Origin of the sequence: Anaeromyxobacter sp., assembly GCA_016718565.1 — a bacterium.
GTDB lineage: Bacteria > Myxococcota > Myxococcia > Myxococcales > Anaeromyxobacteraceae > JADKCZ01.
Map to the genome: position 1 here is coordinate 1 of JADKCZ010000001.1, position 26,365 is coordinate 26,365.

Sequence of the window (26,365 nt, forward strand, 5' to 3'; positions counted from 1 at the left end):
CCGCGCCGTCCTGATGGCCACCTCGCCCCTGTTCTTCAGGTGGTTCATGACCGGGCACGTGCCGGCCCTGCGCGCGGCGGGCTGGGACGTGCGGCTGGTCTCCGGGCCCGGCCCGGAGCTGGCCCCCTTCGCGGCGCAGGTGGGGGCGCCGGCCCACCCGGTGGCGCTGGAGCGCGAGATCCGGCCGCTGGCCGACCTGCGGGCGCTGCTGGAGCTGCTGGCGCTCCTCAAGCGGCTGCGGCCGGAGCTGGTGCACGCCAGCACGCCCAAGGCCGGGCTGTTCGGCATGCTGGCGGCCTGGCTGCTCCGGGTGCCGGTGCGCGTCTACCACTGCCACGGGCTGCGCTACGAGACGGCGCGCGGGCCGCTCCGGCTGGTGCTGGCGGCCGCCGAGCGGGTGGCCTGCGGCCTGGCCACCCAGGTGCTGGCGGTGAGCGGCTCGCTGGCGGAGGCGCTGGTGGCGCGCGGGCTGGCGCCGGCGGCCAAGGTCACGGTGCTCCACCTGGGCAGCGTGAGCGGCGTGGAGGCGGCCCACCGCTTCGTGCCGGCCCCGCCGGCGGCGCGGCGCGCGGCCCGGGCGCGCCTGGGGATCCCGCCGGAGGCGCGGGTGCTGGGCTTCGTGGGGCGGGTGGTGCGCGACAAGGGCATCCCGGAGCTGTGGCGGGCCTGGCTCGGCCTGCGCCAGGCGCTGCCCGACCTGCACTGGGTGCTGGTGGGGCCGGTGGAGGACGGCGACCCGGTGCCGCCCGAGGTGCTGGCCGGGCTGCGCGCCGACCCGCGGGTGCACCTCACCGGGCAGGACGAGGACACCCCGCCGCTCTTCGCCGCCATGGACGTGGTGGCGCTGCCGTCGTTCCGCGAGGGGTTCGGGCTGGTGACGGCCGAGGCCGGGGCCATGGGGCTGCCGGTGGTGGCCTCGCGCGTGACCGGCATCGTGGACGCGGTGGTGGACGGCGAGACCGGCACCCTGGTGCCGGCGGGCGACGAGGCGGCGCTGGCGGCGGCGCTGCGCCGCTACCTCACGGACCCGGCGCTGGCGGCGCGCCACGGCGCGGCGGCGCGGGCCCGGGTGCTGCGCGACTACCCGCCGGCGGCGCTGGAGGCGGCGCTGGTGGAGCGCTACCGGGCCTGGAGCGCGGCCAGCGCCACCGCGGCCACGGCCAGCAGCAGCCCCACCAGGTGAAGCCGCCGCACCGCCGCGGCGTGGCCCACCCCGGCCGCGAGCAGGCGGTGGTGCAGGTGGCCCTGGTCGCCCTTGAGCGGGTTCTTCCAGGCCAGCGCGCGGCGCACGAAGGCGAAGAGGGTGTCGCCGAGCGGCAGCGAGAGGGCCACCACCGGCACCAGCAGCGCCACCTGGCCGGGCGCCACCGCCGCCGCCCGGAGCGAGGCGGCGCCGAGCAGGAAGCCCAGCCCCATGGAGCCTGAGTCGCCCAGGAAGAGGGAGGCGGGGTGGCGGTTCCAGGGCAGCACCCCGGCGGTGGCGCCGAGCAGCGCGGCCAGCAGCACCACCAGGCCGCCCTCCCCGTTCAGCCAGGCCACCGCGCCCAGCGCCGCCGCCGCCAGCACCGCCTGCCCGGCGGCCAGGCCGTCGAGCCCGTCGAGCAGGTTGAGGGCGTTGGTCACCAGGGTGAGCCAGAGCACCGTGGCCGGCAGGGCGAGCGGGCCGAGCGCCAGCGGCCCCAGGAAGGGCAGCGCCACCGCCTCCAGGCGCCAGCCGGCCTGCCAGGCCACCAGCGCCGCCGCCACCTGCACGGTGAGCTTGAGGGGCGCGCCGGCCCAGCGCAGGTCGTCGTAGAGCCCGAGGCCGGCCACCAGGGCGCCGCCGAGCAGGAGACCGCCCAGGCCGTCCACCGCGCCGGGCGCGGCCGGCGCCAGGAGGAGCCAGGCCCCCAGCGCGGCGTGGAAGGCGGCCAGCAGGGCCACGCCGCCCAGCCGGGGCACGGCCCGGGTGTGGAGCTTGCGGGCCGGGTCCGGCTGGTCGAGCAGGCCGTAGGCGCGGGCCAGGTCGCGCACCGGCGGCGCGAGCAGGGCCGCCAGCAGGGCGGCCCCGGCACAGACGAGGAGTACGGTGAACACGGCCCTCCCGGGATGCGACGTTCCGTCCACTGTACGCGAACCCGGCCGCGGCCGGCCCTGCTATGATCCGGACTCATGGGATCACCAGCTTGCTCGGTCTGCGGCTCGACCCGCATCCGTCGCGCCCGCATGCGGGCGGGCTGGCAGCAGCTCCTGAAGAAGCACACGCCGCTGCGCCGCTACGCCTGCGGGGAGTGCCAGCACCGCGGCTGGACCTACGGCCGCCTGCCGCACAGCGAGCACCCGGAGGAGCAGGAGGCGCGGCGGCAGGAGCTGCCGGTGGCGGAGGGCCGCCGGCTGGAGCGCCGCGACCACCGCTCCCGCCGCGACCGCCGCTTCCGCGTCTCGGGCGCGGTGGTGCTGGCGGTGGTGCTCGGCTCGGTCATCGCCGGGCTGATCGGGCTGCTGGGCCGGAAGTGGTAGGGAGGCGGGAGGCGCCGGGGCGGGGCGCTCACCCACCCAGCCGGTAGCGCGCCGCCCTCGTCTTCCCCTGGCGGACCAGGAAGGGCGCTCGCCCGAGGTCGCGGCTGGCCTGGCGCGGGGAGGTGCGGCCCCCAGCACGGGCAACTGGAGACGAGTTCCAGGCCGCTCATTACATTACGCTGTCTTGACTTTTACGGCATGACTGCGTCATGACCATCCGTATGGTCTCGAAGCTCCAGGCCGTCGAGCACTTCCACCTGCAGGTCGCGAGGCTGCTGCTCTCGGGGCCCGACAAGGGCGCCTTCGCCATCAAGGGCGGATGCAACCTCCGGTTCTTCTTCGAGAGCCTCCGCTACTCCGAGGACATCGACTTCGACATCGGCGAGCGAGTCCCGGTCCATGTCCTGAAGGACAAGGTCGCCAGGCTCCTGGCCGGGCCGGCGCTCACCCTGGCCCTGCGGAACCGTGGGATCCAGGTGGGCGCCGTCTCGGCTCCCAAGCAGACGGAGACCACCCAGCGCTGGAAGGTCTCCCTGACCGTGGAGGGGAGCGCGGTGCCGCTGCCGACGAAGATCGAGTTCTCCCGCCGGGCCGCCTCCGACGAGGCCGTGCTGGAGGTGGTCTCTCCGAGCGTCCTGGCGGAGCACCAGTCGATGACCTTCCTCGCGCCGCACTATCCGCTCGCGGCTGCGCTGCGGCAGAAGGTCGAGGCCCTGGCCGATCGCCGGGAGGTCCAGGCGCGGGACGTCTTCGACCTGGGGGCCGTGCTCATCCCCAGGACGGGAGGCAAGACGGAGCCGCTCACCGGGGTCCGCGCCGACATCACGGCGGCTTTGGAGCGGGCCCTGACCCTCTCTCACGCCGACTACGTGAGCCAGGTGGTGTCGTACCTGCACCCGGACCACCGGGACACGCTCGGCTCCTCCGAGTCCTGGGACGCCATCCAGCTGAAGGTCGTCGAGTACCTGGACGTGGCGTCGAGCCGCCTCCGGGAGCCAGCGCGATGAGGGCCACGGTCGCGCTCGGCCGGCTCCGGTCCCTCCGCGTCCCGGCCGTGACCACGGCCGACGCCGCGGTCGCGCTCGGCCTGACGGTGACGGCCGCCAGCCAGGCCCTGCGCCGGCTCGCCGCGGCGGGCCTGGTGACGCCCGTTCGCAAGGGGCTCTGGGCGCTGCGCGAGTCCCCGGACGCGCTCACGCTGGCGGACTACGTCACGATGCCCCACCCGAGCTACGTCTCCCTGCAGAGCGCCCTCTACCTGCACGGGATGATCGATCAGATCCCCGCCGCGACGTACCTCGTGTCGCTGGGGCGCAGCGCCCGCCTCCGCACCAAGGTCGGTCCGTACAGCGTCCACCAGGTCGCTCCGGCGCTGTTCGGCGGCGCGGTGCTGGATCCCCGCACCGGCGTCAGGCTGGCCACACCCGAGAAGGCGCTCGTCGACTTCCTCTACCTGTCCACCACCAGGTCCCGGCTCTTCGCGCGGCTGCCGGAGCTGGAGCTCCCGGCCACCTTCAGCGCGCGAGCGGCCCGCGCATGCTGCAGTGCCTGGGAGCTATGCCAACCCTTGAACCCGGCCGCGCGGCTGGTCATATTTCTTCCATGGCACTCTCCCGGAAGAAGGCCGCCGCGCTAGCGCTCGACCCGGTCATGAACAAGGCGCTCAGCCGCGCCGCCAAGGACCGCGGCATCTCCCGCGCCGAGTTCGTGCGCCAGCAGCTCTCGCTGGTGCTGGAGCAGTACATGGATCACCCCAAGCCGCGGTGTGCCGGCCTGGCGAAGGGACCCATCCCATTCCCATACGGAGAGGAGGACACCTTCAAGGACCTGGAGGCCTGATGGATCCCGCCCTCATCTGCTCCGCCGCGCGCATGAGATGGTAGAACCCAAGCCAGGATGATCTCCCTCACCGTCCTGGTCCCCGTCTACAACGAGCAGCACCTGGTGGCGGCCTCGCTGGAGCGGCTGCTGGTGCTGGAGACCTCGCCGCGCCTGTCGCGGGTGCAGGTGGTGGTGGTGGACGACTGCTCCACCGACCGCACCGCCGCGGTGCTGAAGGAGTGGGAGGCGAAGATGGCGGCGCGCCCCGCACCGGCGCAGGAGCCGGGGGCCACACCGGGCGAGCGGTCGGGGGCCGGCCCACGCATCGAGTGGACCTTCCTGCGCCACCCGGTGAACGGCGGCAAGGGCGCGGCGGTGCAGACCGCCCTGCGCCAGGCCAGCTGCGACGTCACGGTGATCCACGACGCCGATCTCGAGTACCACCCCCGGGACCTGCTGCGCTTCCTCCCGGTGTTCGAGGACGAGGGGGCCGACGCGGTCTTCGGCTCGCGCTTCGCCGGCGGCGAGGCGCGGCGGGCCCTGCTGTTCCGCCACGAGCTGGGCAACCGGCTGCTCACGTTCATGACCAACTGGGTCACCAACGTGAACCTCACCGACATGGAGACCTGCTACAAGGCCGTCCGCACCGAGCTGCTCCGGTCGATCCCGCTGGTGTCCAGCGACTTCCGGCTGGAGCCGGAGCTGACCATCAAGCTGGCCAAGCGCGAGGCGCGCCTCTTCGAGGTGCCCATCTCCTACTCGGGGCGCACCTACCAGGAGGGCAAGAAGATCGGCTGGCGCGACGGCGTGAAGGCCATCGGCGCCATCCTGCGCTTCTGGTGGTCGGACCACGTCTACCGGGAGGATGCGTACGGCTCGCAGATCCTGGGCCGGCTGGCGCGGGCCCCGCGCTTCAACGCCTGGATGGCCGACACCATCCGCCCCTTCTGCGGCCGCAGCGTGCTGGAGATCGGCTCGGGCACCGGCAACCTGACGCGCCGGCTCATCCCGCGCGACCAGTACGTGGCCTCGGACATCAACCCGCTCTACCTCTCCAGCCTGCGCAGCCTCACCGCCGACCGGCCCTACCTGGACGTGGCGCTCACCGACGTGACCCGCGGCGACAGCTTCCCCCGGCGCGAGGGCGGCTTCGACACGGTGGTGTGCCTCAACGTGGTGGAGCACGTGGACGACGACGTGGGGGCGCTGGTGAACATCCGGGCGGTCCTGGCCGCCGGCGGCCGCGCCATCGTGCTGGTGCCGCAGGGGCCGGAGGTGTTCGGCACGCTCGACGAGGTGCTGGGGCACAAGCGGCGCTACACCAAGGCCACGCTGGCGGCGCTGGCCGCGGCGGCGGGGTTCGAGGTGGCGGAGCTGCTGGAGTTCAACCGGGTGGGCCGGCCGGCCTGGTGGCTCAACGGCAGGCTGCTCAAGCGGCGCGACTTCGGGCTCTTCCAGATCATGGCGCTCAACCTGCTGACGCCGCTCTTCCGGCTGGTGGACCGGGCGCTGCCGTTCGAGGCGCTGTCGCTCATCGCGGTGCTGCGGCCCACGGGCGTGGCGCCGCCGGTGGGTGGCGCCTAGAACCGGAGGCCCACGTGTCCGACCTCCTCCCCGCCATCCGCGCCCTGGCCGCCTTCGACCCGCCGAAGGAGCTGCCGCCCTGCGACCTCGACGCGCTGGGGCGGGTGCTCATCGCCCACGGCCTGGCGGCGCAGGCCAGCTACCACATCGAGCACACCCGGCTGGCCATCGGCCTGCCGGACGCCTTCCGCGAGTCGCTGCTGGCCATCTTCCAGGGCACGGTGAACGACAACGTGCTCAGGCTGGTGACCCTGCGCAACGTGCTGAAGGACGCGCCGGACGTGCCGGTGGTGCTGCTGGACGGCGCGGCCTACGTGGACTGGCTCTACCCGCACATGGCCTGGCGTCCGGTGAGCGACCTGCGCCTGGCGGTGCGCGGCCGCGACGGCGCGGCCTTCGCGGCGGCGGTGGCGGGCGGCCTGACGCTGGAGCGGACCGAGCACGACGGGCGGGTGGCGGTCTTCTCCGACGGCCACCTGGAGCTGGCGCTGCAGGAGGGGCTCTGGCCGGGGGCGGTGGAGGACGAGGCGCTCTACGCCCGCGCCGCGTCCTACCGGGCCTTCGGGCCGCTGGCCTTCCGCCCCTCGCGCGAGGAGGCGTTGCTGTGCGCCACCGGCGACCTGGCGCTGCAGGGGCTGTGGGCGCCGCTGGTGCGCTACCTGGACTTCCGCGAGCTCCTGCGCTGCGGGGCGGACCTGGCCTACGTGCGGACCCGGGCCGAGGCGCTGGGGCTGTCGCGGGCGCTGCACGGGGCCTGCGAGCTGACGGCCTGGTTCTTCCCCGAGGTGGCGGCGGAGGCGGAGGCCCTGAAGCCGCACCTGGGCGCGGTGGAGCGGGCGGCGCTGGAGCAGGTGATTGACGCGGCGCGCGATCCCGAGCGGCTGCGCCACCTGCGGGGCACCGAGCAGGCGGCCAGGCTGCTGGTCGCGCCTTGATGGGGTCGGGCTGACTCGGGGCCACTCGACGCTGCGTACCAGTCGGGTCGTTGGTGTTACATCTTTGTCCAGTCGCACCTATCTTGTCCGGGTGGAACAGGCCACCTGCGCGCGCTGCGGCTCGACCAACGTCCGCCGCGCCCGCCACAAGACCATCTGGAAGCGGCTGTACTCGGCCGTGACGGGCGAGGCCCGCTACGCCTGCCAGGCCTGCCACCACCGCGGCTGGACCGTGGGGGCGCTGGCGGCCTACGAGGCGCGCACGCCCAGGCCCGGGCGGGTGGCGCCGGGCCGGCCACTGGAGGACCGCGACATCCGGGCCTCCAGGGAGGCGCGCTTCCGCACCACCGGCCTGGTGCTGGCCGCGGTGGCCGTGGGCGGCTCGCTGGCGGCCACGCTGGCGTGGCTGCTGGGGTAGGAGCAGGGCGCGGAGTTCGAGGCGCGCCCAGGGGCCCCCTCCCGTTCGTACCGAGCGGAGCGCCGGCCCGGCCGGCGCGGAGTCGAGGTACGCCCTGCGGCCGTGGGTGGCTCCTCGACTCGGGGGCGCCGCGCGCCCCTGCGCTCGTGCCGAACGGGCGGCGAGTGCCCGTGCTAGCCTGCGACCCGCCATTTTCCCCGAGGATTCCTCATGAAGATCGCGGTCATCGGCACCGGCTACGTGGGCCTCGTCACCGGCACCTGCTTCGCCGAGACGGGCCACACCGTCACCTGCGTGGACCTGGACCAGGCCAAGGTGGCGCTGCTCAAGGGCGGGGGCATCCCCATCTACGAGCCGGGCCTGGAGGAGCTGGTGAAGCGCAACGTGAAGGAGGGGCGGCTCTCCTTCACCACCGACTACGCCGAGGCGGTGCCCGGCGCCGAGGTGGCCTTCATCGCGGTGGGCACGCCCCCGGGCGAGACCGGCGAGGCCGACCTCACCTACGTGCTCGGCGCCGCCGCCTCCATCGGCCAGGCGCTCACCGGCTACTGCGTGGTGGTGAACAAGTCCACCGTGCCGGTGGGCAGCGCCGACAAGGTGCGCGAGGTGCTGGCGCGCGCCACCACCGTGCCCTTCGACGTGGTCTCCAACCCGGAGTTCCTCAAGGAGGGTGCCGCCATCGACGACTTCATGCGCCCGGACCGGGTGGTGGTGGGCGTGGAGGGCGAGCGGGCCCGGGGCGTGATGGCCGACCTGTACGCGCCCTTCACCCGCGCCGAGCAGCCGGTGCTCTTCATGGACCTGCGCTCGGCCGAGCTCACCAAGTACGCCGCCAACGCCATGCTGGCCACCCGCATCTCCTTCATGAACGAGATCGCCACCCTGTGCGACCGGCTGGGGGCGGACGTGGACGCGGTGCGGCGGGGCATGGGCTCGGACCGGCGCATCGGGCACCCGTTCCTGCACGCCGGGGCCGGGTTCGGGGGGAGCTGCTTCCCCAAGGACGTCCGGGCCCTGATGACCACCGCCCGCTTCATCGGGCTCGACTTCGACCTGCTGCGCGCGGTGGAGCGGGTCAACGAGCGGCAGAAGCGCTCGCTGGTGGAGAAGGCGCTCAAGCACTTCGGCGGATCGCTGGCCGGCAAGCAGTGCGGCGTCTGGGGCCTGGCGTTCAAGCCCAAGACCGACGACATGCGCGAGGCGTCGTCGCTCAACATCATCTCCGGCCTGGTGGGCGCGGGCGCCAAGGTGAAGGCGCACGACCCGGTGGCGCGCGAGGTGGCGGCCCGCATGCTGCACGGCACGGTGGAGCTGGTGGAGGAGCCCTACGCCGCGGCGGCGGGCGCCGACGCGCTCTTCCTGGTCACCGAGTGGAACGAGTTCCGCCAGCCGGACTGGGCGCGCCTCAGGTCGCTGATGCGCACGCCGGTGCTCTTCGACGGGCGCAACGTCTGGGACGCGGCCAAGGCCCGGGCGGCCGGGTTCACCTACTACGGGATCGGGCGGAGGCAGCCGGCTTGAGGCCGTGCCCTCCCCCGGCTATCGTCGCGCCGTGAGCCGCATCGCCGCCGACCTGCGCAGGGAGACCGCGTCCGCGGACCTGAAGCTCACGCCGGGTGAGCGGCTGGAGCGGGCCCTGCGGCTCGGCGACTCGGACGCGGCGCTGTACGCGGCGGCCCACGGGCTCGACCTCGAGGCGGCGCGCAGCGCCCTGCAGCGCCAGCGCGCCGTGGGCAGGCGCCCCTCCCGCTGCGCGGAGCGCTGATGGAGGCGCTCCTCGAGGAGGTCTCCCGCCACCTCTCGGGCCGCGGCGTGCGCCACGCGCTCATCGGCGCTGGCGCGCTCGCGGTCCACGGGGTGAGCCGCTCGACCTTCGACCTCGACCTGCTCGTGACCGACCAGGCGGTGCTCCAGGCGGCCTTCTGGGCGGAGCTGGCCGCGGCCGGCGCCGCCGTCGAGACCCACCTCGGCGACCACGACGACCCGCTGGCCGGCGTGGTCCGCCTGGCCAGGGCCGGGACGCGCAGCGTGGACGTGGTGGTGGGGCGCCACGCCTGGCAGGGGGAGCAGCTGTCGCGGGCCAGGAGCTTGACCGTGGGCGCGGCCGCCATCCCCGTGGTGACCCCGGCGGACCTCGTCCTGCTGAAGCTCTTCGCCGGCGGCCCCCAGGACGCCTGGGACGTGGAGCAGCTCCTGGCCGTCGCGGGGCACCCGGACCTCGCGGCGAACGTCGAGGCCATGCTCCCCAGGCTCCCTGCCGCGGCCACGGCGCTCTGGCGGCGCATCACCGCCGCGCGCTGAGGTGCCGCGCGCTCACGCGCTCGGCGTCTTGCCTCTCGACAGCAGCAGGATCACGCCGGCGATCTCCTCCTTCACCAGCGCCAGGCGCTTCCCGACGTCCAGCGTCTCCAGCACCTGGTAGCGGGCGGCCGGCTCGCTGATGGCGGCGGCGGCCACCAGGTCGGCCATGGCCCCGGGCACGCGCATGCGGGCCACCGCCGCGGCCAGCTGTCCGGCGCCGGACTCCGGCGGCAGGAGGCCGGCCAGCTCGTAGACCAGCTGGCCCAGGGCCTCCACGTCGCCCTGCAGCGGGCCGGCGCCCGAGGCCGGGTAGACGTCGTGCAGCAGCTCGGCGCGGAACTCGCGGTAGGGGTGGCCGCGGTGCAGCTCCTCCAGCAGCCGCACCCGGGTGGCGCCCTGCACCACCAGATCGATGGTGCCGTCCTGGTTGACCTGCTCGGCCACCACCAGGCCGGCCCCGGCCACGGGCCTGAGCGCGGGGCGCTCCTGCATGGCCTCCTCGGGGTCCACCAGGGTGGGCACCGCCAGCACCCGGTCGCCCGCCAGCACGGCGGCGCCCAGGGCGCGGTAGCGGGGCTCGAAGAGGTGGAACGGCGCCGGGGCGCCCGGCAGCAGCACCACCCCCGGCAACGGGAAGACCTTGAGGGCGGCGCAGGCCTCGGCGAGCGCCGCCCTCGGATCGTGCGGAGCGGTGCGCTCCGCGGTCACGTCAGCTGCCCTTGACGTTCGACTCGATGCGCATCCCGTAGAACGACCGGTAGACGAACACCAGGGCCACGGCCAGGAAGACGAACGACAGGGCGATGCGGAGCGCGCCCTGGCCGCCGGCGGTCATCTGCAGCGCCAGCTCCACGGCCAGCAGGCCGAAGAGGGTGGTGAACTTGATGACCGGGTTCATGGCCACCGAGGAGGTGTCCTTGAAGGGGTCGCCGACGGTGTCGCCGACCACGCAGGCGTCGTGCAGCGGCGTGCCCTTGGCCTTCAGCTCGGTCTCCACGATCTTCTTGGCGTTGTCCCAGGCGCCGCCGGCGTTGGCCATGAAGAGCGCCTGGAAGAGGCCGAAGAAGGCGATGGAGATGAGGTAGCCGATGAAGAAGTACTCGTCGAGGAAGGCGAAGGCCAGGGTGGCGAAGAACACCACCATGAAGATGTTCCACATGCCCTTCTGCGCGTACACGGTGCAGATCTCGACCACCTTCTTCGAGTCCTCCACCGAGGCCCGCTCGGCCCCGCTGTCGAGCTTCATGTTCTTCTTGATGAACTCCACCGCCCGGTAGGCGCCGGTGGAGACCGCCTGGGTGGAGGCGCCGGAGAACCAGTAGATGACCGAGCCGCCCAGCAGCAGGCCGAGCAGGAACATGGGCTCGAGGATGGAGAAGTGGCCGGCCACGCCGTCGAGCAGCGCCTGCAGCTTGACGATGTCGAGCGGGCCCTCGCCGCCGTGCCCGCCGGCGTTCATGTTGGCGATGGTGACGATGATCGAGAAGATCATGGTGGTGGCGCCCACCACGGCGGTGCCGATGAGCACCGGCTTGGCGGTGGCCTTGAAGGTGTTGCCGGCGCCGTCGTTCTCCTCGAGGAACTCCTTGCCCTTCTCGAAGTTGGGCTCGAAGCCGTAGTCCTTCTGGACCTCGGCCTTGATGCCCTTGATGTTCTCGATGAGGGAGAGCTCGTAGACCGACTGCGCGTTGTCGGTGACCGGGCCGTAGGAGTCCACCGCGATGGTGACCGGGCCCATGCCGAGGAAGCCGAAGGCCACCAGGCCGAAGGCGAAGACGGCCGGGGCGGCCATGATGGCGTTGAAGCCGGTGGTCTTGGAGACCAGGTAGGCGATGCCCATGAGCACGGCCATGACCAGGCCGAGCCAGAAGGCGGAGAAGTTGCCGGCGGTGAGGCCCGCCAGCACGTTCAGGGAGGCGCCGCCCTCCTCGGAGGCCTTGACCACCTCGCGCACGTGGCGCGAGTTGGTGGAGGTGAAGACCTTGACCATCTCGGGGATGATGGCGCCGGCCAGCGTGCCGCAGGTGATGATGGCCGAGAGCTTCCACCACAGGGTGGTGTCGCCGTTGAGCTCGGGGATGAGCAGCCAGGAGACCAGGAAGGTCAGCACCACCGAGACGACGGAGGTCAGCCACACCAGGTTGGTGAGCGGGGCCTCGAAGTCCATGTGGTCGGCGTTGCCCCAGCGCGACTTGGCGTAGGCCTCGTTGAGCCAGTAGGAGGCGATGGAGGCGATGACCATCATGATGCGCATGGCGAAGATCCAGACCAGCAGCTGGGTCTGGATGGTGGCCGGGGCGACCGCCAGCAGGATGAAGGAGATGAGCGCGACGCCGGTGACGCCGTAGGTCTCGAAGCCGTCGGCCGAGGGGCCGACCGAGTCGCCGGCGTTGTCACCGGTGCAGTCGGCGATCACGCCGGGGTTGCGGGCGTCGTCCTCCTTGATCTTGAAGACGATCTTCATGAGATCGGAGCCGATGTCGGCGATCTTGGTGAAGATGCCGCCGGCGATGCGCAGCGCCGAGGCGCCCAACGACTCGCCGATGGCGAAGCCGATGAAGCACGGGCCGGCGATGTCGCCCATGAAGAGCAGGATGAAGAGCATGATCAGCAGCTCGACGCTGATGAGCATCGTGCCGATCGACATGCCGGCCTGCAGCGGGATGGCGTAGGTGGGGAAGGGCTTGCCGCGCAGGGAGGCGAAGGCGGTGCGGCTGTTGGCGTAGGTGTTCACCCGGATGCCGAACCAGGCCACGCCGGACGAGCCGAGGATGCCCACCACCGAGAAGGCCAGGATGATGGCCACCTTGGCGGGGCCGAAGCCCTCGGAGAGCACGCCGAAGTAGAAGACGATGATGACGGCGATGAAGGCCCAGAGGATGGCGATGAACTTGAACTGCGTCATCAGGTACGTCTTGGCCGTCTCGTAGATCAGCTCGGAGATCTCGAGCATCGACCGGTGCACCGGCAGGTTCTTGAGCCGGGTCGAGATGGAGAGGCCGAAGACCAGGCCGGCGGCCGAGACCAGCAGGCCGATGGCCAGCAGGTACGAGCCGCTGATGGCCCCGCCCAGGAAGCGCTCCGCGCCGAGATCCGGGAGCTTCAGGTTGGCCTCGCCGCCGGAGGCGACGACGAGCGACGTGATGAGCGAAGACAGGTTCATGGCGTGGACAGTTCCCTCTCCAGGAAATCGAGAATCCCTACGAAAAACAGGCCTGATACGCCATGAGGCGCCGGCCGAAGGTCATGCGGGGTGCGGAATCTACTAGGGCAGAAAGCGACTTGTCTAGTCCGCGGCCGACGGGGGGCGGATCAGGCAGGTTCTGGTGGCTCCCCAGCTGGACCGCGGGCACGTGGTCCCCTCACCCCTGCCCTCTCCCCGGAGGGGAGAGGGGGACTCAACATGCGGGCGTCCCCCTCACCCCTGCCCTCTCCCCGGAGGGGAGAGGGGGCTCAACATGCGGGCGTCCCCCTCACCCCTGCCCTCTCCCCGGAGGCAGGGCGGGCGCATCTAAACCCCATAGAGATCGATCCCTTGGCGGGGTTGATCGACAAGGGTGCCGGCACGTGATCGATTCCGGGGATGTCCTCAGGCAAGCCTCCCCGGGTGTTCGAGCACATCGTTGAGACGTTCGGCGGGCTGGAAGACGCATCGACCGAACCAAGCGGCACTCCCTCGTCAACGTCCTGGTGATGGCGCTCTGCGGGACCCTCTGCGGAGCGGAGGGCTGGGACGAACTGGTCGACTTCTGCGAGGCCCGGCGGCGGTGGCTCGAGACCTTCCTCGACATGCCGAGCGGGATTCCATCAGCCGACACGTTCCGGCGCGTGTTCGAGAAGCTCGACCCGGCTGCCTTCCAGGAGCGCTTCACGAGGTTCGTGTCGGCGCTCGCGCGAGACCTGTCCGGCGAAGTGGTGGCGATCGACGGCAAGACGTTGCGTGGGCTCGTCCACAAGGCTGGCAAGGCGACCCAGCTTCATCTCGTGCACGTATGGGCGACCTCCCAGAAGCTGCTGCTTGCACAGCAGGCTGTCGACGGAGCCTCAGGCGAGATGGGGGCGATCCCGGACTTGCTGGCATTGCTCGATCTGGAGGGAGCGATCATCACCACGGATGCCAACAGCTGCACGGCTCCGGTGACGAGGGCCATCATCGAGAACAAGGCCGACTACGTCCTCGCCGTGAAGGGCAATCGAGGACGCTTCTATGACCACGTCGTGAAGGCGTTCGCGGAGGCTACCCCCACCGCAGGCATCCGGACCCAGGGCCGGGTCGAGGAAGGCCACGGGCGCAAAGAGAGCCGAATCGTCAGCGTGCTCGAGCCAGGCGACTGGCCGTGGAAGACGAACAAGAACGGCGAGTGGGCGGGCCTGCGGACGGCCGTGCGCATTGAGCGGAAGCGCGAGCTGCTCGACGGCGAGACCCAGAGCGAAGTCCACTACTACGTCTCGTCGCTACCTCCCGAGGTGGAGCGGATTGCGAAGGCCATCCGCGCGCACTGGGACATCGAGAACGGGCTGCACTGGCTCCTGGACGTCGCCTTCGATGACGACACCCGTACCGTGCGCAACGCCAGGTCGGCCGAGAACCTCGCCATCGTCGCCCGCATGGCGTTTACCCTGGTGAAGCAGGATCCCACCCGCAAGCGAGGCGTGGCCGCCAGCCGCAAGAAGGCCGGGTGGAACACGGACTACCTCGCCCACGTCCTCACCTCAGGAAGGTCGATCACTTGAGATGCGCCCGCCCTGCCCCGGAGGGGAGAGGGGGCTGACGAAGCGGGCCGCCTGGCAAAGACAAGGTCTGCCCTTGGTCAGTCGGGAGTGCGAACAGAACGAGGAGCCCTGGTCTGCTCTCCCTCTCCCCCAGCTGGCTGGGGGAGAGGGCCGGGGTGAGGGGGCTGGATGATCTCCTCGAACACCCAGCTCGCTGGGTGGAGGTGACCTACTCGCCCGGCGTGGCGGCGGCCGAGCCGGAGCCGACGTCGAGGGCGGCGAAGTTCAGGTTGAAGTACCCGGCCACGCCGCAGGAGTACATGACCCGCTTGACGATGCGGAACGGCACCTTCTGGTCGGCCTGGATGTTCACCAGCCCCTCCCACTTCTGGCTGGGGTCGTTCTGGTGGATGAACTCCCAGCGCTTCTTCTCCTCGCGCAGCCGCTCCTCCAGCGCCGGGATGTCCAGGTAGCCGGGGTCGCGATCCAGGTCGGCCACGTCGGCCACCTTCTGCCCGGTGACCACCACCTGGTCGGCGGAGATGGCCACGGTGGGGGCCGGCTCGATGAGCTGGCCGTGGCGGGCGTCCGGCAGGCGGATGTCCTTCTGCATGTACAGCACCTCGCCGGTGGCGCTGAACTGCTGCAGCAGGAAGATCACCAGCATGGTCATCATGTCGACCATGGGCACCACGTTCAGCTCGGCGTTGGTGGCCTTGCGCCCGTGGCTCATCTTGCCGCCCAGCACCCTGGAGCGCAGGAAGCGCTTGGCGGGACGCTTGCCGGGCTGGACGATGGCCATGCGCTAGACCCCCGAGACCGAGACCTGCAGCAGGCCGGCGGCCAGGCAGGCGTCGATGACGTGCACCAGGTCGCCGTAGGGCACGGTGTCCTCGGCGGTGACGATGACGGAGGCCTGGTCGGGGTACTCGCCCTTGACCGCCTTGAGGCGGGTGGCCAGGGACTTGAGGTCCTGGGTGACCACGCCGTCGGTGGTGCGCCCCAGGCTGGGGATCTCGAAGGTGGCGTCGCCCACCACCAGGGCCATGCCGCGCTCGCCCACCGCCAGGGTGAGCGCCAGCGCCTTCTGCTGCTGCTCCGGGGTGGTGAGCTCCACCGGCGCGCCGGTGCCGAGCTGCTGCACCTGCAGGCGGGAGATCTGGGTCCAGACCGCGGTGAAGAGCAGGAAGGCGATGCAGCAGGAGAGCAGATCGATGGCCGGCACGACGTTGATGGTCGCGTCCAGGGCCTTCCGCTTCCTGCCGCCGTGCCCGCCGCCCTGTTCGGGCATCGCGCCGCCGCCCATGGCCTGCCTCCTTCCTCGACCTCGACCTCGCCCGCCGCTCCACCGCCGCGCCGGCGCAGAGGCCGCGCGGCACCCTGGGCCGCTACTCCTCGGCCGCCGCCAGGGTGGCCGGCATCCGCATCTTCTCGCGGTTGGCCACGATCAGGTTGAGCACCGAGACCGAGCTCTCGTTGATCTCGTCCACCATGGTCTGGGTGCGCCCCTGCAGCACCGAGTACATCACCAGCGCGATGATGCCGGTGAGCAGGCCGAAGGCGGTGCAGTTCATGGCCTCGGAGATGGAGGAGGCCAGGATGCTGGCCTTGTCGGCCGGGTTGGCGTTGGCCACCGCCCCGAAGGCGTGGATCAAGCCGATGATGGTGCCGAGCAGGCCGAGCAGGGTCGCCACGTTGCCGAGCATGGCCAGGTAGCCGGTGCGCCGCTCGATCTTGGGCGACTCGCGCAGGGTGGCCTCGTCCATGGCGGCCTGCACGTCCTCCTCGCCCTTGGGCACGTTGATGAGGCCGGCCTTGATGACCGAGACCAGCGGGGTCTTCTTCTGCGAGGCGCAGAAGGCGATGGCCTTGTCGAGGTCGCCCGCGTAGACGTGCGGCTTCAGCCCCCGGAGGAAGGCCTCCTTGTCGATGTTGGCCTTGAAGTACAGGACCACCACCCGGTCGATGAGGACCGCCAGGGTGAAGACCAGGCAGATGAGGATGAAGTGCATCCCCGGGCCGCCGTCGTGATACGCCTTCGCCAGCGAGCCGAAGAGTTCGCCCATCTCGAGTGGCCTCCGAAGAGGGCCCCGCCGCGCGCGTGTGTGACGCCTCCCCCGCGCGCTGTCGTGGAGCCCTGGCGTAGAGGTAGCACGGGAATTTCCTGCGCGTCAACGAGAGGTTGGACGACCTGTACCTACACCGCGGGACGCGGGTGGATGCGGACCACCGGTGCCGGTCTCGGCGGCCCTACACGGGGCCGGAACGGCTGGTGTACCCTCCCACGCCCGATGCCCTTGCGCGCCGCCTACGCCCCCTACCGCCTCACCGTGGGCGCCCTGCCGGAGGAGGTGGCGCGGGTGGCCGCCACCCAGGTGGCCGGTCCGCTGGTGGTCTCCACCGCCGACCCGCTGCCGGCGGCGCTGCTGACCACCGCGCTGGCGGAGCTGCCGGTGGGGCGCGCCGCCTCGGAGGCCGAGGCCTGCCGCGCCGCCGACGGCACGCCCTCCGGCCTGGGCGGGCCGGCGCGCGCCTGCCTCACCTCGGAGCGCCACCGCGTCCGCGTGGCCGAGGCGGCCCGGGCCGCGCTGCTGGCCGGGTTCGCCGGCGTCTCGCTCGACCGGCCCGACGCCTCGCTGGCGCAGGGGCTGCTGGGCGCCGGCTTCTGCCCCGACTGCCAGCGCGAGTTCGGGCGCCGCCTCTCGCGCGAGTACGGCGACCAGTTCCAGCCGCTCGACTACCTGAAGCTGGCGCGCGAGGCGGTGGCCAGCGCCCCGGGCGCGCTGGGCTTCTCCGCCCTGCCCTTCGGCCGCGACTTCTGGCGCTTCCGCCACGAGTCGCTGGAGCGGGCGGTGGCGTCGCACGCCCGCGCCGCCAACGACGCCGCCCGCGCCGCCGGCCGCCCCTTCTCCGTGTCCGCCTGGTTCGAGGCGGTGGGGCCGGCCCAGCTGGCGGCGGCGCGCCACCTGGATGCGGCGGTCTTCCCGACCGGCGACGCGGCCACCCAGGGGCTGGGGCTGTTCGCGCTCCTGCGGGCCGCCATGGGGCGCCGGCCGGTGGCAGTGACCGCCCCGTCCGGCACCCCGCCGGCCCAGCTGCTGCGGCTGGCCTCGCTGGGCGCGCCCTTCGGCGTGGGGCTGGCCGGCCTGGAGGGCGGCCCGGAGGTGGGGCTGCAGCTGGCCCGGGTGCGCCGGGTGGTGCGGCAGGTGGCCGAGGCCGGGCGCGCCCCGGGCGCCGCCGAGCCGCTGGCGGAGTGCGCCCTGCTCTACTCGGCCGAGGCCGACCTGTGGAGCGGCGGCCGCCACCGCCGCGCCGTGGAGCTGGCGGCCGAGGCGCTGGCCGCCCACCACGTGCAGGCCCCGGTGGTCTTGCGGCTCTCCGACGCGCCGCCGAGCGCGGTGATCGTGCTGGCCGACGCGGCCGGCCTGGGCGGCCACGAGGCGCGGGCGCTGTCGCGGCGGCTGGAGAACGGCGGCGGGGTGCTCACCTTCGGCGCGCCCAGCGAGGTGGACGGGGCGGGCCATGGGCCGGGCAGCTTCCTGCCGGCGGGCAAGCCGGGCGGCGTGAAGGCCGGCGGCGGCACGGTGGCCGAGCTGCCGGCGCTGGTCTCGCCGCGCGGCGACGAGCCCCGGCTGGACGACGGGCTGCTGGAGAAAGCGCTGGCGGCGCTGCTCGGCAAGGGACGGCGCGCCGTGGGCGTGACCGGGCGGGCCAAGCTGGCGGTGCGGGTCTGGCGGCAGGGCGAGTCGCTGGACGTGCACCTGGCCACGCTGGGGCCGGAGCGCTCGCAGGGGAACACGCTGTTCCTGGGGATGCACCTGGTGGGCGCGGCCCGCAAGGCCCGCTTCCAGCCGGCCGACGGGGGCGAGGTGTCGATCCGGCTGAACCCGAGCGGCTACTCGGTGTCCACCATCCTGCCGTCGTTCGCGGGGTACGCGGTCCTGAGCGTGGAGAAGTAGGGCGCGGGGCCCGCTGGGCGCCCCTCGACTCCGGACCGGCGGGCCTACGGACGGGGCGGCCCGTCCACGGCCCGCGCCGGCAGGCTCACCGTCACGGTGGCCCCCTGGCCGGCGGCGCTCTCGATGGCGATGGTGCCCCCGTAGCGCTCCACGATGCCGCGCGCGGTGGCCAGCCCCAGGCCGATGCCGCGCCCGGGCCGGGTGGTGAAGAAGGGCTCGAAGGCGCGCGCCAGCACGTCGGGCGCCATGCCGGCGCCGTCGTCCCGCACCGACGCCAGCACCCGCCCACCGGCGACCGTGAGCCCCAGCCGCACGTGGCCGCCGCCGGGCGCCAGGGCCTGGCTGGCGTTGGTGATCAGGTTCACGAAGGCCTGCACCAGGGCCGCCTTGGAGGCGTCCACCTGCGGCACCTCGGCGAAGGCCCGCTCCACCTCGGCGCTGGCCTCCTTGAGGGCCGGCTTGCACATGCGCGCCGCCTGGTCGAGCAGCGGCGCCAGGTCCAGCGGCTCCGGCCTCGACGAGCCGCCGCGGGCGTAGGCGGTCAGGTCGCGGGTCAGCTTCTGGATGCGCTGGCCGGCGTCCTTGATGGCCTTGATCTTCTCCAGGTCGGCGGTGGCGCCGGAGGAGAAGGCCCACTTCTCGTAGAGCGCCTCGGCGTACATGGTGACCGCCACCAGCGGGTTGTTGAGCTCGTGCACGATGCCGGCGGCCAGCCGCCCCAGGCCGGCCATCTTCTCGGCCTGCTCGGCGGCGGCCTCCAGGTTCCTCAGGCGCGTCAGGTCCTGGCCGATGGCCACCACCGCCTCGACGACGCCGGCGGCGGTGCGCACCGGGGCGGTGTTGAAGGCCACCCGGGCCTCGCCGCCGGGGGCGGTGAGCCGCGTCTCGAAGCCGTCCACCGCCTCGCCGGCCAGCGAGCGGTCGAGCAGCGCGGCCAGGGCCGCCCGCTCGTCGGCCACGGCGAAGTCCGTGAGCTCGCGCCCCCGCGCCTCGCCGCGCGGCACCCCGGTGAGCCGGGTCAGCCCGCCGTTCCAGACGGTGACCCGCCGGTCGCGCCCCACCACGGCGATGAGCGCGTTGGCGTGCTCGATGAGGTCCTCCAGGTAGGTCTTGAGCGAGGCCAGCTCCTCCATGGAGCGCAGGTTGCGGGCCCCCAGCGCGGCCAGGTTGGCCAGCTGGCGCAGCATCACCTCGTCGGCCGCCGGCACCTGGTCGCCGTCCGGCTCGTACTCCAGGTTGACGAGGCCGTGCAGCGCGCCGGCCACGGCCAGCGGCGCCACGGTGACCGTGCCGCTGCCCTCGAAGAGCGGGGCGTCGGCCGCCGCGATGGTGACGCCGGCCGCCTGGAGCGCCTCGGGTGAGAGGCCGGCCTGGCGGGCCGTGTCGCGCCCCAGCACCAGCGCGGGCAGGTCGGGCTGGCGCAGCGGCCCCTTGGCCCGGATGGCGGTGAGGGCCAGGGTGCGCGGATCGAGCAGCCGCACCGCGTGGCGGCGGCCGGGGAACAGCCCCTCCAGCGCGCTGGCCACCGCGGCGCACACCTCGGGCTCGGTGCGGGCCCAGGCCAGGTCGTGCGAGAGGTCGAGGAGTGGCCCGAGGAAGAGGGCGGCCGAGGCGGGCGGCTCCTCGGCGGGGACGGTGGCGGCGGGCCGCGCGGGCGGCGGCGCGGCGGCGCCCGGTGGTGTGGCTCGGCTGCTGGTCACGTCGCGCTCCCCGGCGGGATGGTAGCAGGTGCGCGACCGGCCCGGGCGCGCCAGGCGGCCAGCGCGGCGGCCTGGACCTCCCTCACCGGCACCCCGGCGGCGCGGGCGCGGGCCAGGCAGTCCTCGTACTCCGGGTGAGCCCCCACCTCGCGGCCGTCGAGCAGGGCCACCTTGACCCGCACCGGGCCGTGCCCGGTCTCCACCTCGTGCCACTCGCGCCCGGCCACCTGGCGCTCCACCCGGTGCCAGCGGACGCCCAGGGTGGTGGTCTCGGTGAGCAGCGCGCGCGCCGCGGCGGCCCGGTGGGCGCCGTCGCAGAGGGCGGAGAGCAGCACGCCGGGGCGCCCCTTCTTCATGGTGATGGGCGCGGCCCAGGCGTCGAGGGCCCCCAGCTCCAGCAGCACCTCCATGGCCCGCGCCACCAGCTGGCCGGGGCAGTCGTCGAGGGTGGTCTCCACCACGTAGAGGCCCTCGGGGTCCTCGGCGGGGCCGGCGCCCGGCGAGGCGGCGGCCAGCGCGGCCGGCTCGGCCAGGGTGAGCCGGAGCAGGTTGGGGCGATCCGGCCAGGTGACGGTGCCGGCCCCGTAGCCCACCCGCAGCGGGACGTGGGCCGGCAGCGGCCCCACCGCGGCGAAGTGGGCCAGCAGCGCCGCGCCGGTGGGCGTGACGGCTTCGCCGGGCGGGCCGCCGGGGCGGATGGGCACCCCGGTGAGCAGCTCCAGCACGGCCGGCGGCGGCACCGGCATGGGGCCGTGGGCGGTGCGGGTGAGGCCGCGGCCGAGCTCGGGCGGCGCCGACACCACCCGCGGCCAGCCCAGCAGCTCCAGCACCACCACGGCGCCGCACAGGTCCACCACCGAGTCCACCGCGCCCACCTCGTGGAAGTGGACCTCCTCCAGCGGCACGCCGTGCACCGTGGCCTCGGCGCGGCCGACCCGCTCGAAGAGGGCGCAGGCGGTGGCGCGGGCGCGCGGCGAGAGGCCGGAGCGCTGGATGAGGTCGAGGATCTGCGAGCGCCGGCGGGACCCGGGCTGCTCGCCGGTGACCACCACCTCCACGTGGGTGGCCGAGATGCCGGAGACGCTGCGGCGGGTCACCTCGAGCCGCCAGCCGGGCAGGCCGAGGGTGGCCAGGGCCGCCTCGAGCGCGGCCCGGTCCACGCCGGCGTCGAGCGCCGCGGCCAGGAACATGTCGCCGGCGATGCCGCCGATGGGCTCGAGGACCAGGAGCGAGGGGGGCGTGGCGGCGGCCATGGTCAGCCCCGGGCGATGAGCCCGGCCACGAAGGCCGCGCCGAAGCCGTTGTCCACGTTGACCACGGTGACGTTGGGCGCGCAGGAGTTGAGCATGGTGAGGAGCGGCGCCAGGCCGCCCAGGTTGGCGCCGTAGCCCACCGAGGTGGGGACGCCGATGACCGGCCGCCCCACCAGCCCGCCCACCACGCTGGGCAGCGCCCCCTCCATGCCGGCCACCGCGATGACCGCCCGGGCCCGGTCGAGCTCGCCGCGGCGCGCCAGGAGGCGGTGCAGCCCGGCCACCCCCACGTCGTAGACCCTGAGCACCTCCACCCCCATGACCTCCAGGGTGACGGCCGCCTCCTCGCACACCGGCAGGTCGCTGGTGCCGGCCGAGCAGATGGCCACCGGCCCCCTGGCCGGCACCTCCATGCGGCCGCGCCGGAGGGTGCGCGAGACCGGGTCGTAGATGGAGCCCTTGACCGCCCGGCGGGCCGGGCCGGCCTTCTCCCTGGAGAGCCGGGTGACCAGGAGCGGCCCGTGGGCGGCGATGCGCCTGGCGATGGCGGCCACCTGGGCGGCGGTCTTGCGCTCGGCCAGCACCACCTCGGGCAGGCCGGTGCGCAGGGCCCGGTGGGTGTCCACGGTGGCCAGGTCGCCCAGCCGCTCGAAGGGGGCGCCCTTGAGCGCGGCCACGGCCGCGTCCAGGGTGGTGTCACCCCGCCGGAGCCTGGAGAGCAGCGAGCGCAGGGCCTTCTCGTCCATGGTGGTGAGCGAGCGTAGCAGGCCGCCGCGGGCCAGGCCCGGGATTCAACCGGCGGGGCGCGGAGCCCGGCCGGAGGTGGCGGGGCGGGCGCCCGTCAGCCCCCTCACCCCGGCCCTCTCCCCCGCCGCTGCGGGGGAGAGGGTGCACCGACCTGCGTCCGGCGCTGACCCAGGTGCTCATCCTTCGCTGAGCCCGCGGGCGCTCTCGCCAGTGTCCGTCCTGCGCTGAGCCCACGGGCGCTCCCGCCGGCGCCCGTCCTGCGCTGGCTCTGGGAGCGTTCATTCCTCTGCGCTCCCTCTCCCCCAGCTCGCTGGGGGAGAGGGCCGGGGTGAGGGGGCCACACGGCGCCCGGCTCCCACGGCGCTTCGAAGGAGAGGGTGCACCGACCACGTCGGCCACTCGGGCCCGTGCTCAGCCTGCGCTGGCCCCGCAGGCGCTCTCGTTGGTGCCCGTCCTGCGCTGGCTCTGGGAGCGTTCATTCCTCTGCGCTCCCTCTCCCCCAGCGAGCTGGGGGAGAGGGCCGGGGTGAGGGGGCAGGAGCGCCTCGGCTCGCCGACAGGGTCGCCGGGCGGGTCCAGGCTGGATGGCGTGCCGAGCGTCGGACCCGGGATCCATGCTGGTGGGATGCCGGTCCGCCGGAAGACACCCCTGGAGTTCAGGCGCGGACTGCGGCGGGCGCAGACCGACGCCGAGGCCTCGGTCTGGTCGATGCTGCGGGCGCGGCGGCTGGGCGCCAAGTTCCGGCGCCAGCACACCCTGGGGCCGTACACGCTCGACTTCTTCTGTCGGGAGGCCCACCTGGCGGTCGAGCTCGATGGTGGCCAGCACTTCGAGGAGGCGCACCAGGCCCGCGACGCGGCGCGCGACGCATGGCTGGGCTCGGAGGGGATCGAGGTGCTGCGGTTCACCGACGTGGAGGCCCTCCTCGAGCCGGCGGTGGTGGCCGAGGCGATCTGGAGCGCCGTGGCGCGACGAGGCGGGAAGGACCCGGAGATCGGTGGCTCACCTGGCGGGTGAGCGCCCTGCCAGCCGCGCCGGGCTCCTCGCCCGAGCCCCCTCACCCCGGCCCTCTCCCCCGCCGCTGCGGGGGAGAGGGTGCACCGACCAGTTGGGGCGCTGACGCACGTGTTCACCTTTCACCGAACATGCAGGCGGCGACGCACGGGCTCAGCTTCCGCTGAACCCAGGTGAGCATCCTGCCAGCCGCGCCGGCCCGCTCGCCCGAGCCCCCTCACCCCCGCCCTCTCCCCCGGGGGGGAGAGGGAGGCTTGTCCGTGATGGTCGCAGGTGCCCCCTCACCCGGCCCTCTCCCCCGGGGGGGAGAGGGAGGCTTGTCCGTGATGGTCGCGGGTGCCCCCTCACCCCGGCCCTCTCCCCCGCCGCTGCGGGGGAGAGGGTGCACCGACAATGGGCCCGCGCTCATCCTGCGCTGGCTCTGGGAGCGTCCACGCCTCTGCGCTCCCTCTCCCCCAGCTGGCTGGGGGAGAGGGCCGGGGTGAGGGGGCCGATCGGGGACCTGCACGCCAGCGACCGGCCGGCGGAGGGCCTGCTCGTCCGTGGGCGGATGCCTCAGCGCAGGTCGAGGTGCGCCAGCAGCCGGGTGATGCGGGCCGGCTCGGGCATCACCAGGATGAGCCCCTCCAGCTTCGGCCGGGCGGGCGAGGTGAAGCGGGTGGCCAGGGCCACCGAGCCGGCGTGGGCCACCAGCCGATCGACGCAGGCCTTGCCGGAGCCGCGGGCGAAGGACGGCACCGAGAGGAGCAGGGTCTCGCCCACCACCTTGGCCACCGCCGACACGAAGGCCGAGCCCACGATGTTGCCCGACTCCATGATGGCGCTCTCGGCCAGCGGCCCGAAGCGGCCGGCCTCGACCGGCGTGCCCAGCGCCATGACCAGGGCCTCGGCGTCGGCCTCGGGCAGCGCCAGCAGGAGGTCGCCGGTGAGCGGCCCCTCCAGCTTGACGCCGGCGCAGACCAGCTCGCTCCCCATGGCGCCGAGGAAGCCGGCGATGGCGCCGGCGCCGGCGCCCACCCAGGCCTCCGGCACGTCCATGTCGAGCCGCAGCCTGGCCAGCTTGGCCAGGGCGGTGAGGGCGGCCCCGCAGCCGATGGAGGTGAGCTCCTGCAGCGCGTCCAGCTGGCGCGGGGTGAAGACCGGCCGGCTCACGCGGCCAGCAGCCGGGGGACGTCGAGGATGAAGACCGGCCGCCCGGTGCCGAGCACGGTGACGGCGGACAGGCCGGCCACCCCGCTGAGCGGCGACCCGAGGGGCTTGAGGACCGCCTCCTGCTGGCCGAGCAGGGCGTCCACCACCAGGCCGATGCGGCCGTCGGCCCCCTCGGCCACCACCACCGCGCGGTCGTCCCGCCCGTCCGAGGGGAAGCCGAGCAGCGCCGCCAGGTCGTGCACCGGCACCAGCTCGCCGTCGTAGGGGAGGATGGGGGCGCCGCGGCTGCGGTCGAGCGAGGCGAAGGCCACGTGGGCCGCGCCGTGGACCTTGGAGATGGGCAGCCCGAGGATCTCGTCGCCCACGCCCACCAGCAGCACCGGCTGCACCGCCACCGTGAGCGGCAGGCGCAGCACCAGGCGGGTGCCGACGCCGGGCGCGCTCTCCAGCTCGACGGTGCCGCCCACCGCCTCCACGGTGCGCTTGACCGCGTCGAGCCCCACGCCGCGGCCGGAGACGTCGGTGACCTGCTCGGCGGTGGAGACCCCCGGCAGGCAGGCCAGCAGCAGGGCCTCCTTGTCGGTGAGGGCGGCCGCCTGGGCCGCGCCCAGGGCGCCGCGGGCCACCGCCGCCTCGCGCAGCCGGCCCGCCGACATGCCCTTGCCGTCGTCGGCGATCTCCAGCACCACCCGGTCGCGGTCGCGCCGGGCCGTCACGGTGATGTGGCCGGTGGCCGGCTTGCCGGCCAGCAGGCGCAGGTGGGGCGCCTCGATGCCGTGGTCCACCGCGTTGCGCAGCACGTGCAGCAGCGGATCGGCCAGCTCCTCCAGGATGGCGCGGTCGAGCTCGATCTCGGCGCCGCGGATCTCCACCTCGACCTGGCGGCCGAGCCGGCGGGCCACGTCGCGCGCCGCCCGCGGCAGCCGCTCGGTGACGGTGGCCAGGGGGGTCATGCGCACCGCCATCACCTTGTCGTGCAGGTCCTTGACGATGGCGTGGAGGCGGTCCACCCCCTCGTCGAGCGGCGGGCGGTGCACCTCCGGCAGGGCGCGTCCCACCTCGCGGATGCGGGCGGTGGCCAGGAGCAGCTCGCCCACCGCGTCCACGAAGCCGTCCAGGATCTCGGTGCGGACCCGTACGGTGCGGCTGGGCTCGGCCGGAGGGGCGCCGGTGGGCGAGGTGGCGGCGGGCGGGGCCACCGGCGGGGCCGGGGCCTCGTCGGCCTCGCGCAGCGCCACGTGGCCCAGGTCGGAGATCTGCGCCAGGGCGCGGGTGAGCCGGTCGAGGGGCTCGCTGGTGTCGAGGTGCACCGAGAGCCGGCGGCCGGGCAGGCGGCCGGCCTTGAGCTCGTCCACGCTGGGGGCGGTGCGGGCCACCAGGCCCAGGGCGCCGAGCTTCTTCACCACCAGGAAGGCGCGCACCGCCGGCACCGGGCAGGCCGCGGCCACCTCCACCTCGACGAGGACCCGGCGCCTGGGGCTGGCGCCCGCCAGGCCGGCGGGGTCGGGGGCGGGAGGCGGCGGGACCGGAGCTGGTGTCTCGGTGGACGCCGGGGTCGGGGTCGGGGGTCGGGGGGCGGGGGGGTCGGTGGGGGGTCGCGGGGTCGGGGTCGCGGTCGGGGTCGGGGTCGAGTACGGGGTCGCGGTCTCGGTCTCGGCCGGCTGCTCGGCCTCGATCACCACGGGCCCGGCGCCGCTCGGGGAGTCGAGGGGCGCCCCTCCCGGTGGGGCGTGCCTCGACTCCGCGCCGGCGGTGCCGGCGCTGCGCTCGGCACGAACGGGAGAAGGAGGATCGGCGCGAACGGTGGGCTCCGCGCCGGATCGAACGGTGAGCTCCCCGGTGGCCAGGTCGCGGCCGTCCTTGACCCGGCGGACCGCGTCGGAGAGGCGCACCACCAGCGCCAGGTCGGGCTCGGCCGGCTCGCCGCGCGAGGCCAGGTCCACCAGCTCGGCCAGGGCGTCGCCGGCGGCCAGCAGGAGGTCGATGCCGGCCGCCTCCACCCGCGACGGCTCGGCCCGGTAGAGGTCCACCAGGTCCTCGGCGCGGTGGGCCAGGCCGGCCACCCCGCCGAGCTGCATCGAGGCGCTCATCCCCTTCACGCTGTGGGCGTGGCGGAAGAGCGCGTCCACCTGCGGCTTCACCTGGTGGGGCGGCGCGCCGTCGCGCACCAGCTGCTCCAGCGCCACCAGGCCGCGCGAGAAGCCGTCGAGGTGGTCGCCGGCCTCGGCGACGAACAGCGAGAGGTAGCGGGAGAGGTCGAGGGGCACGT

Annotated in this window: 25 protein-coding genes; 14 read left to right on the plus strand and 11 right to left on the minus strand. The window is 73.9% G+C overall.

Features of this window, described 5'->3' with window-relative positions; all coding sequences use genetic code 11:
* Nucleotides 1–13 precede the first annotated feature (13 nt).
* A complete protein-coding gene (locus IPO09_00005) occupies nt 14–1,183 on the plus strand; it encodes a glycosyltransferase (protein ID MBK9515736.1) in 1,170 nt (389 codons plus the stop codon).
* Here the strand turns inward: IPO09_00005 and IPO09_00010 are convergent.
* Nucleotides 1,120–2,076, minus strand: coding sequence for an undecaprenyl/decaprenyl-phosphate alpha-N-acetylglucosaminyl 1-phosphate transferase (locus IPO09_00010; protein MBK9515737.1), 957 nt, complete (start codon nt 2,074–2,076; stop codon nt 1,120–1,122). The two genes, IPO09_00005 and IPO09_00010, sit on opposite strands and share 64 nt — an antisense overlap.
* Nucleotides 2,077–2,151: 75 nt before the next feature.
* Between IPO09_00010 and IPO09_00015 the strand changes: the two genes are divergently transcribed.
* The 10 genes from IPO09_00015 (at nt 2,152) to IPO09_00060 (ending at nt 9,558) form a co-directional block, all read left to right on the plus strand.
* A complete protein-coding gene (locus IPO09_00015) occupies nt 2,152–2,499 on the plus strand; it encodes a hypothetical protein (protein MBK9515738.1) in 348 nt (115 codons plus the stop codon).
* Nucleotides 2,500–2,708: 209 nt separating this feature from the next.
* Nucleotides 2,709–3,506: a nucleotidyl transferase AbiEii/AbiGii toxin family protein gene (locus tag IPO09_00020; GenBank protein MBK9515739.1), complete on the plus strand. Its 798-nt coding sequence runs from the start codon at nt 2,709–2,711 to the stop codon at nt 3,504–3,506.
* Nucleotides 3,503–4,135 carry a type IV toxin-antitoxin system AbiEi family antitoxin domain-containing protein gene (locus IPO09_00025; protein ID MBK9515740.1) on the plus strand — a complete coding sequence of 211 codons (633 nt, stop codon included), beginning with the start codon at nt 3,503–3,505 and terminating at the stop codon, nt 4,133–4,135. Before IPO09_00020 ends, IPO09_00025 begins: the two co-directional genes overlap by 4 nt.
* Nucleotides 4,102–4,338, plus strand: coding sequence for a hypothetical protein (locus IPO09_00030; GenBank protein MBK9515741.1), 237 nt, complete (start codon nt 4,102–4,104; stop codon nt 4,336–4,338). Before IPO09_00025 ends, IPO09_00030 begins: the two co-directional genes overlap by 34 nt.
* 57 nt (nt 4,339–4,395) lie before the next feature.
* Nucleotides 4,396–5,904: a glycosyltransferase gene (locus IPO09_00035; GenBank protein MBK9515742.1), complete on the plus strand. Its 1,509-nt coding sequence runs from the start codon at nt 4,396–4,398 to the stop codon at nt 5,902–5,904.
* Between the two features lie 14 nt (nt 5,905–5,918).
* A complete protein-coding gene (locus IPO09_00040) occupies nt 5,919–6,839 on the plus strand; it encodes a nucleotidyltransferase family protein (protein MBK9515743.1) in 921 nt (306 codons plus the stop codon).
* 91 nt (nt 6,840–6,930) lie between these two features.
* On the plus strand, nt 6,931–7,257 hold the full coding sequence (locus tag IPO09_00045) for a hypothetical protein (protein ID MBK9515744.1): 327 nt from the start codon (nt 6,931–6,933) through the stop codon (nt 7,255–7,257).
* Between the two features lie 210 nt (nt 7,258–7,467).
* A complete protein-coding gene (locus IPO09_00050) occupies nt 7,468–8,778 on the plus strand; it encodes a UDP-glucose/GDP-mannose dehydrogenase family protein (GenBank protein ID MBK9515745.1) in 1,311 nt (436 codons plus the stop codon).
* Nucleotides 8,779–8,809: 31 nt separating this feature from the next.
* Nucleotides 8,810–9,022, plus strand: a complete 213-nt coding sequence (locus IPO09_00055; protein MBK9515746.1) for a hypothetical protein — start codon at nt 8,810–8,812, stop codon at nt 9,020–9,022.
* A complete protein-coding gene (locus IPO09_00060; protein MBK9515747.1) occupies nt 9,022–9,558 on the plus strand; it encodes a hypothetical protein in 537 nt (178 codons plus the stop codon). The genes IPO09_00055 and IPO09_00060 overlap by 1 nt, the downstream gene beginning before the upstream one ends.
* Before the next feature lie 12 nt (nt 9,559–9,570).
* On the opposite strand, the gene IPO09_00065 is transcribed toward IPO09_00060, so the two are convergent.
* Together IPO09_00065 and IPO09_00070 are read right to left on the minus strand one after the other, a co-directional pair.
* Complete coding sequence (locus tag IPO09_00065) at nt 9,571–10,266, minus strand: LON peptidase substrate-binding domain-containing protein (GenBank protein MBK9515748.1); 696 nt, start codon at nt 10,264–10,266, stop codon at nt 9,571–9,573.
* A gap of 1 nt (nt 10,267) precedes the next feature.
* The gene (locus tag IPO09_00070) at nt 10,268–12,721 is read right to left on the minus strand and encodes a sodium-translocating pyrophosphatase (protein MBK9515749.1); all 2,454 of its coding nucleotides are present in this window, start codon (nt 12,719–12,721) and stop codon (nt 10,268–10,270) included.
* 530 nt (nt 12,722–13,251) lie between these two features.
* On the opposite strand from IPO09_00070, the gene IPO09_00075 reads away from it, so the two are divergent.
* Nucleotides 13,252–14,292, plus strand: a complete 1,041-nt coding sequence (locus IPO09_00075) for an ISAs1 family transposase (protein MBK9515750.1) — start codon at nt 13,252–13,254, stop codon at nt 14,290–14,292.
* A 208-nt stretch (nt 14,293–14,500) separates the two neighbouring features.
* Here IPO09_00075 and IPO09_00080 read toward each other — a convergent pair whose 3' ends face one another.
* The 3 genes from IPO09_00080 to IPO09_00090 all read right to left on the minus strand — a co-directional run bounded on the left by IPO09_00080 (nt 14,501) and on the right by IPO09_00090 (nt 16,337).
* Nucleotides 14,501–15,073: a biopolymer transporter ExbD gene (locus tag IPO09_00080; GenBank protein ID MBK9515751.1), complete on the minus strand. Its 573-nt coding sequence runs from the start codon at nt 15,071–15,073 to the stop codon at nt 14,501–14,503.
* 3 nt (nt 15,074–15,076) lie between these two features.
* Nucleotides 15,077–15,577, minus strand: a complete 501-nt coding sequence (locus IPO09_00085; GenBank protein MBK9515752.1) for a biopolymer transporter ExbD — start codon at nt 15,575–15,577, stop codon at nt 15,077–15,079.
* A gap of 82 nt (nt 15,578–15,659) precedes the next feature.
* Nucleotides 15,660–16,337, minus strand: a complete 678-nt coding sequence (locus IPO09_00090; GenBank protein MBK9515753.1) for a MotA/TolQ/ExbB proton channel family protein — start codon at nt 16,335–16,337, stop codon at nt 15,660–15,662.
* Between the two features lie 225 nt (nt 16,338–16,562).
* Between IPO09_00090 and IPO09_00095 the strand changes: the two genes are divergently transcribed.
* On the plus strand, nt 16,563–18,230 hold the full coding sequence (locus IPO09_00095; GenBank protein MBK9515754.1) for a hypothetical protein: 1,668 nt from the start codon (nt 16,563–16,565) through the stop codon (nt 18,228–18,230).
* A gap of 44 nt (nt 18,231–18,274) precedes the next feature.
* Here IPO09_00095 and IPO09_00100 read toward each other — a convergent pair whose 3' ends face one another.
* Genes IPO09_00100 through larB form a run of 3 tightly spaced genes read right to left on the minus strand, consistent with a single transcriptional unit; the run spans nt 18,275 to nt 21,929 of the window.
* Nucleotides 18,275–19,930 carry a PAS domain-containing protein gene (locus tag IPO09_00100; GenBank protein ID MBK9515755.1) on the minus strand — a complete coding sequence of 552 codons (1,656 nt, stop codon included), beginning with the start codon at nt 19,928–19,930 and terminating at the stop codon, nt 18,275–18,277.
* The gene (gene larC, locus IPO09_00105) at nt 19,927–21,183 is read right to left on the minus strand and encodes a nickel pincer cofactor biosynthesis protein LarC (protein ID MBK9515756.1); all 1,257 of its coding nucleotides are present in this window, start codon (nt 21,181–21,183) and stop codon (nt 19,927–19,929) included. Before larC ends, IPO09_00100 begins: the two co-directional genes overlap by 4 nt.
* A 2-nt stretch (nt 21,184–21,185) precedes the next feature.
* The gene (gene larB, locus IPO09_00110; GenBank protein MBK9515757.1) at nt 21,186–21,929 is read right to left on the minus strand and encodes a nickel pincer cofactor biosynthesis protein LarB; all 744 of its coding nucleotides are present in this window, start codon (nt 21,927–21,929) and stop codon (nt 21,186–21,188) included.
* Nucleotides 21,930–22,554: 625 nt separating this feature from the next.
* Between larB and IPO09_00115 the strand changes: the two genes are divergently transcribed.
* Nucleotides 22,555–22,947 carry a DUF559 domain-containing protein gene (locus IPO09_00115; protein ID MBK9515758.1) on the plus strand — a complete coding sequence of 131 codons (393 nt, stop codon included), beginning with the start codon at nt 22,555–22,557 and terminating at the stop codon, nt 22,945–22,947.
* A gap of 552 nt (nt 22,948–23,499) precedes the next feature.
* Here IPO09_00115 and IPO09_00120 read toward each other — a convergent pair.
* Entirely contained in the window at nt 23,500–24,096 is a 597-nt protein-coding gene (locus tag IPO09_00120; GenBank protein MBK9515759.1) for a chemotaxis protein CheC, read from the minus strand.
* Complete coding sequence (locus IPO09_00125) at nt 24,093–26,363, minus strand: chemotaxis protein CheA (protein ID MBK9515760.1); 2,271 nt, start codon at nt 26,361–26,363, stop codon at nt 24,093–24,095. Before IPO09_00125 ends, IPO09_00120 begins: the two co-directional genes overlap by 4 nt.
* Between the last annotated feature and the right edge of the window lie 2 nt (nt 26,364–26,365).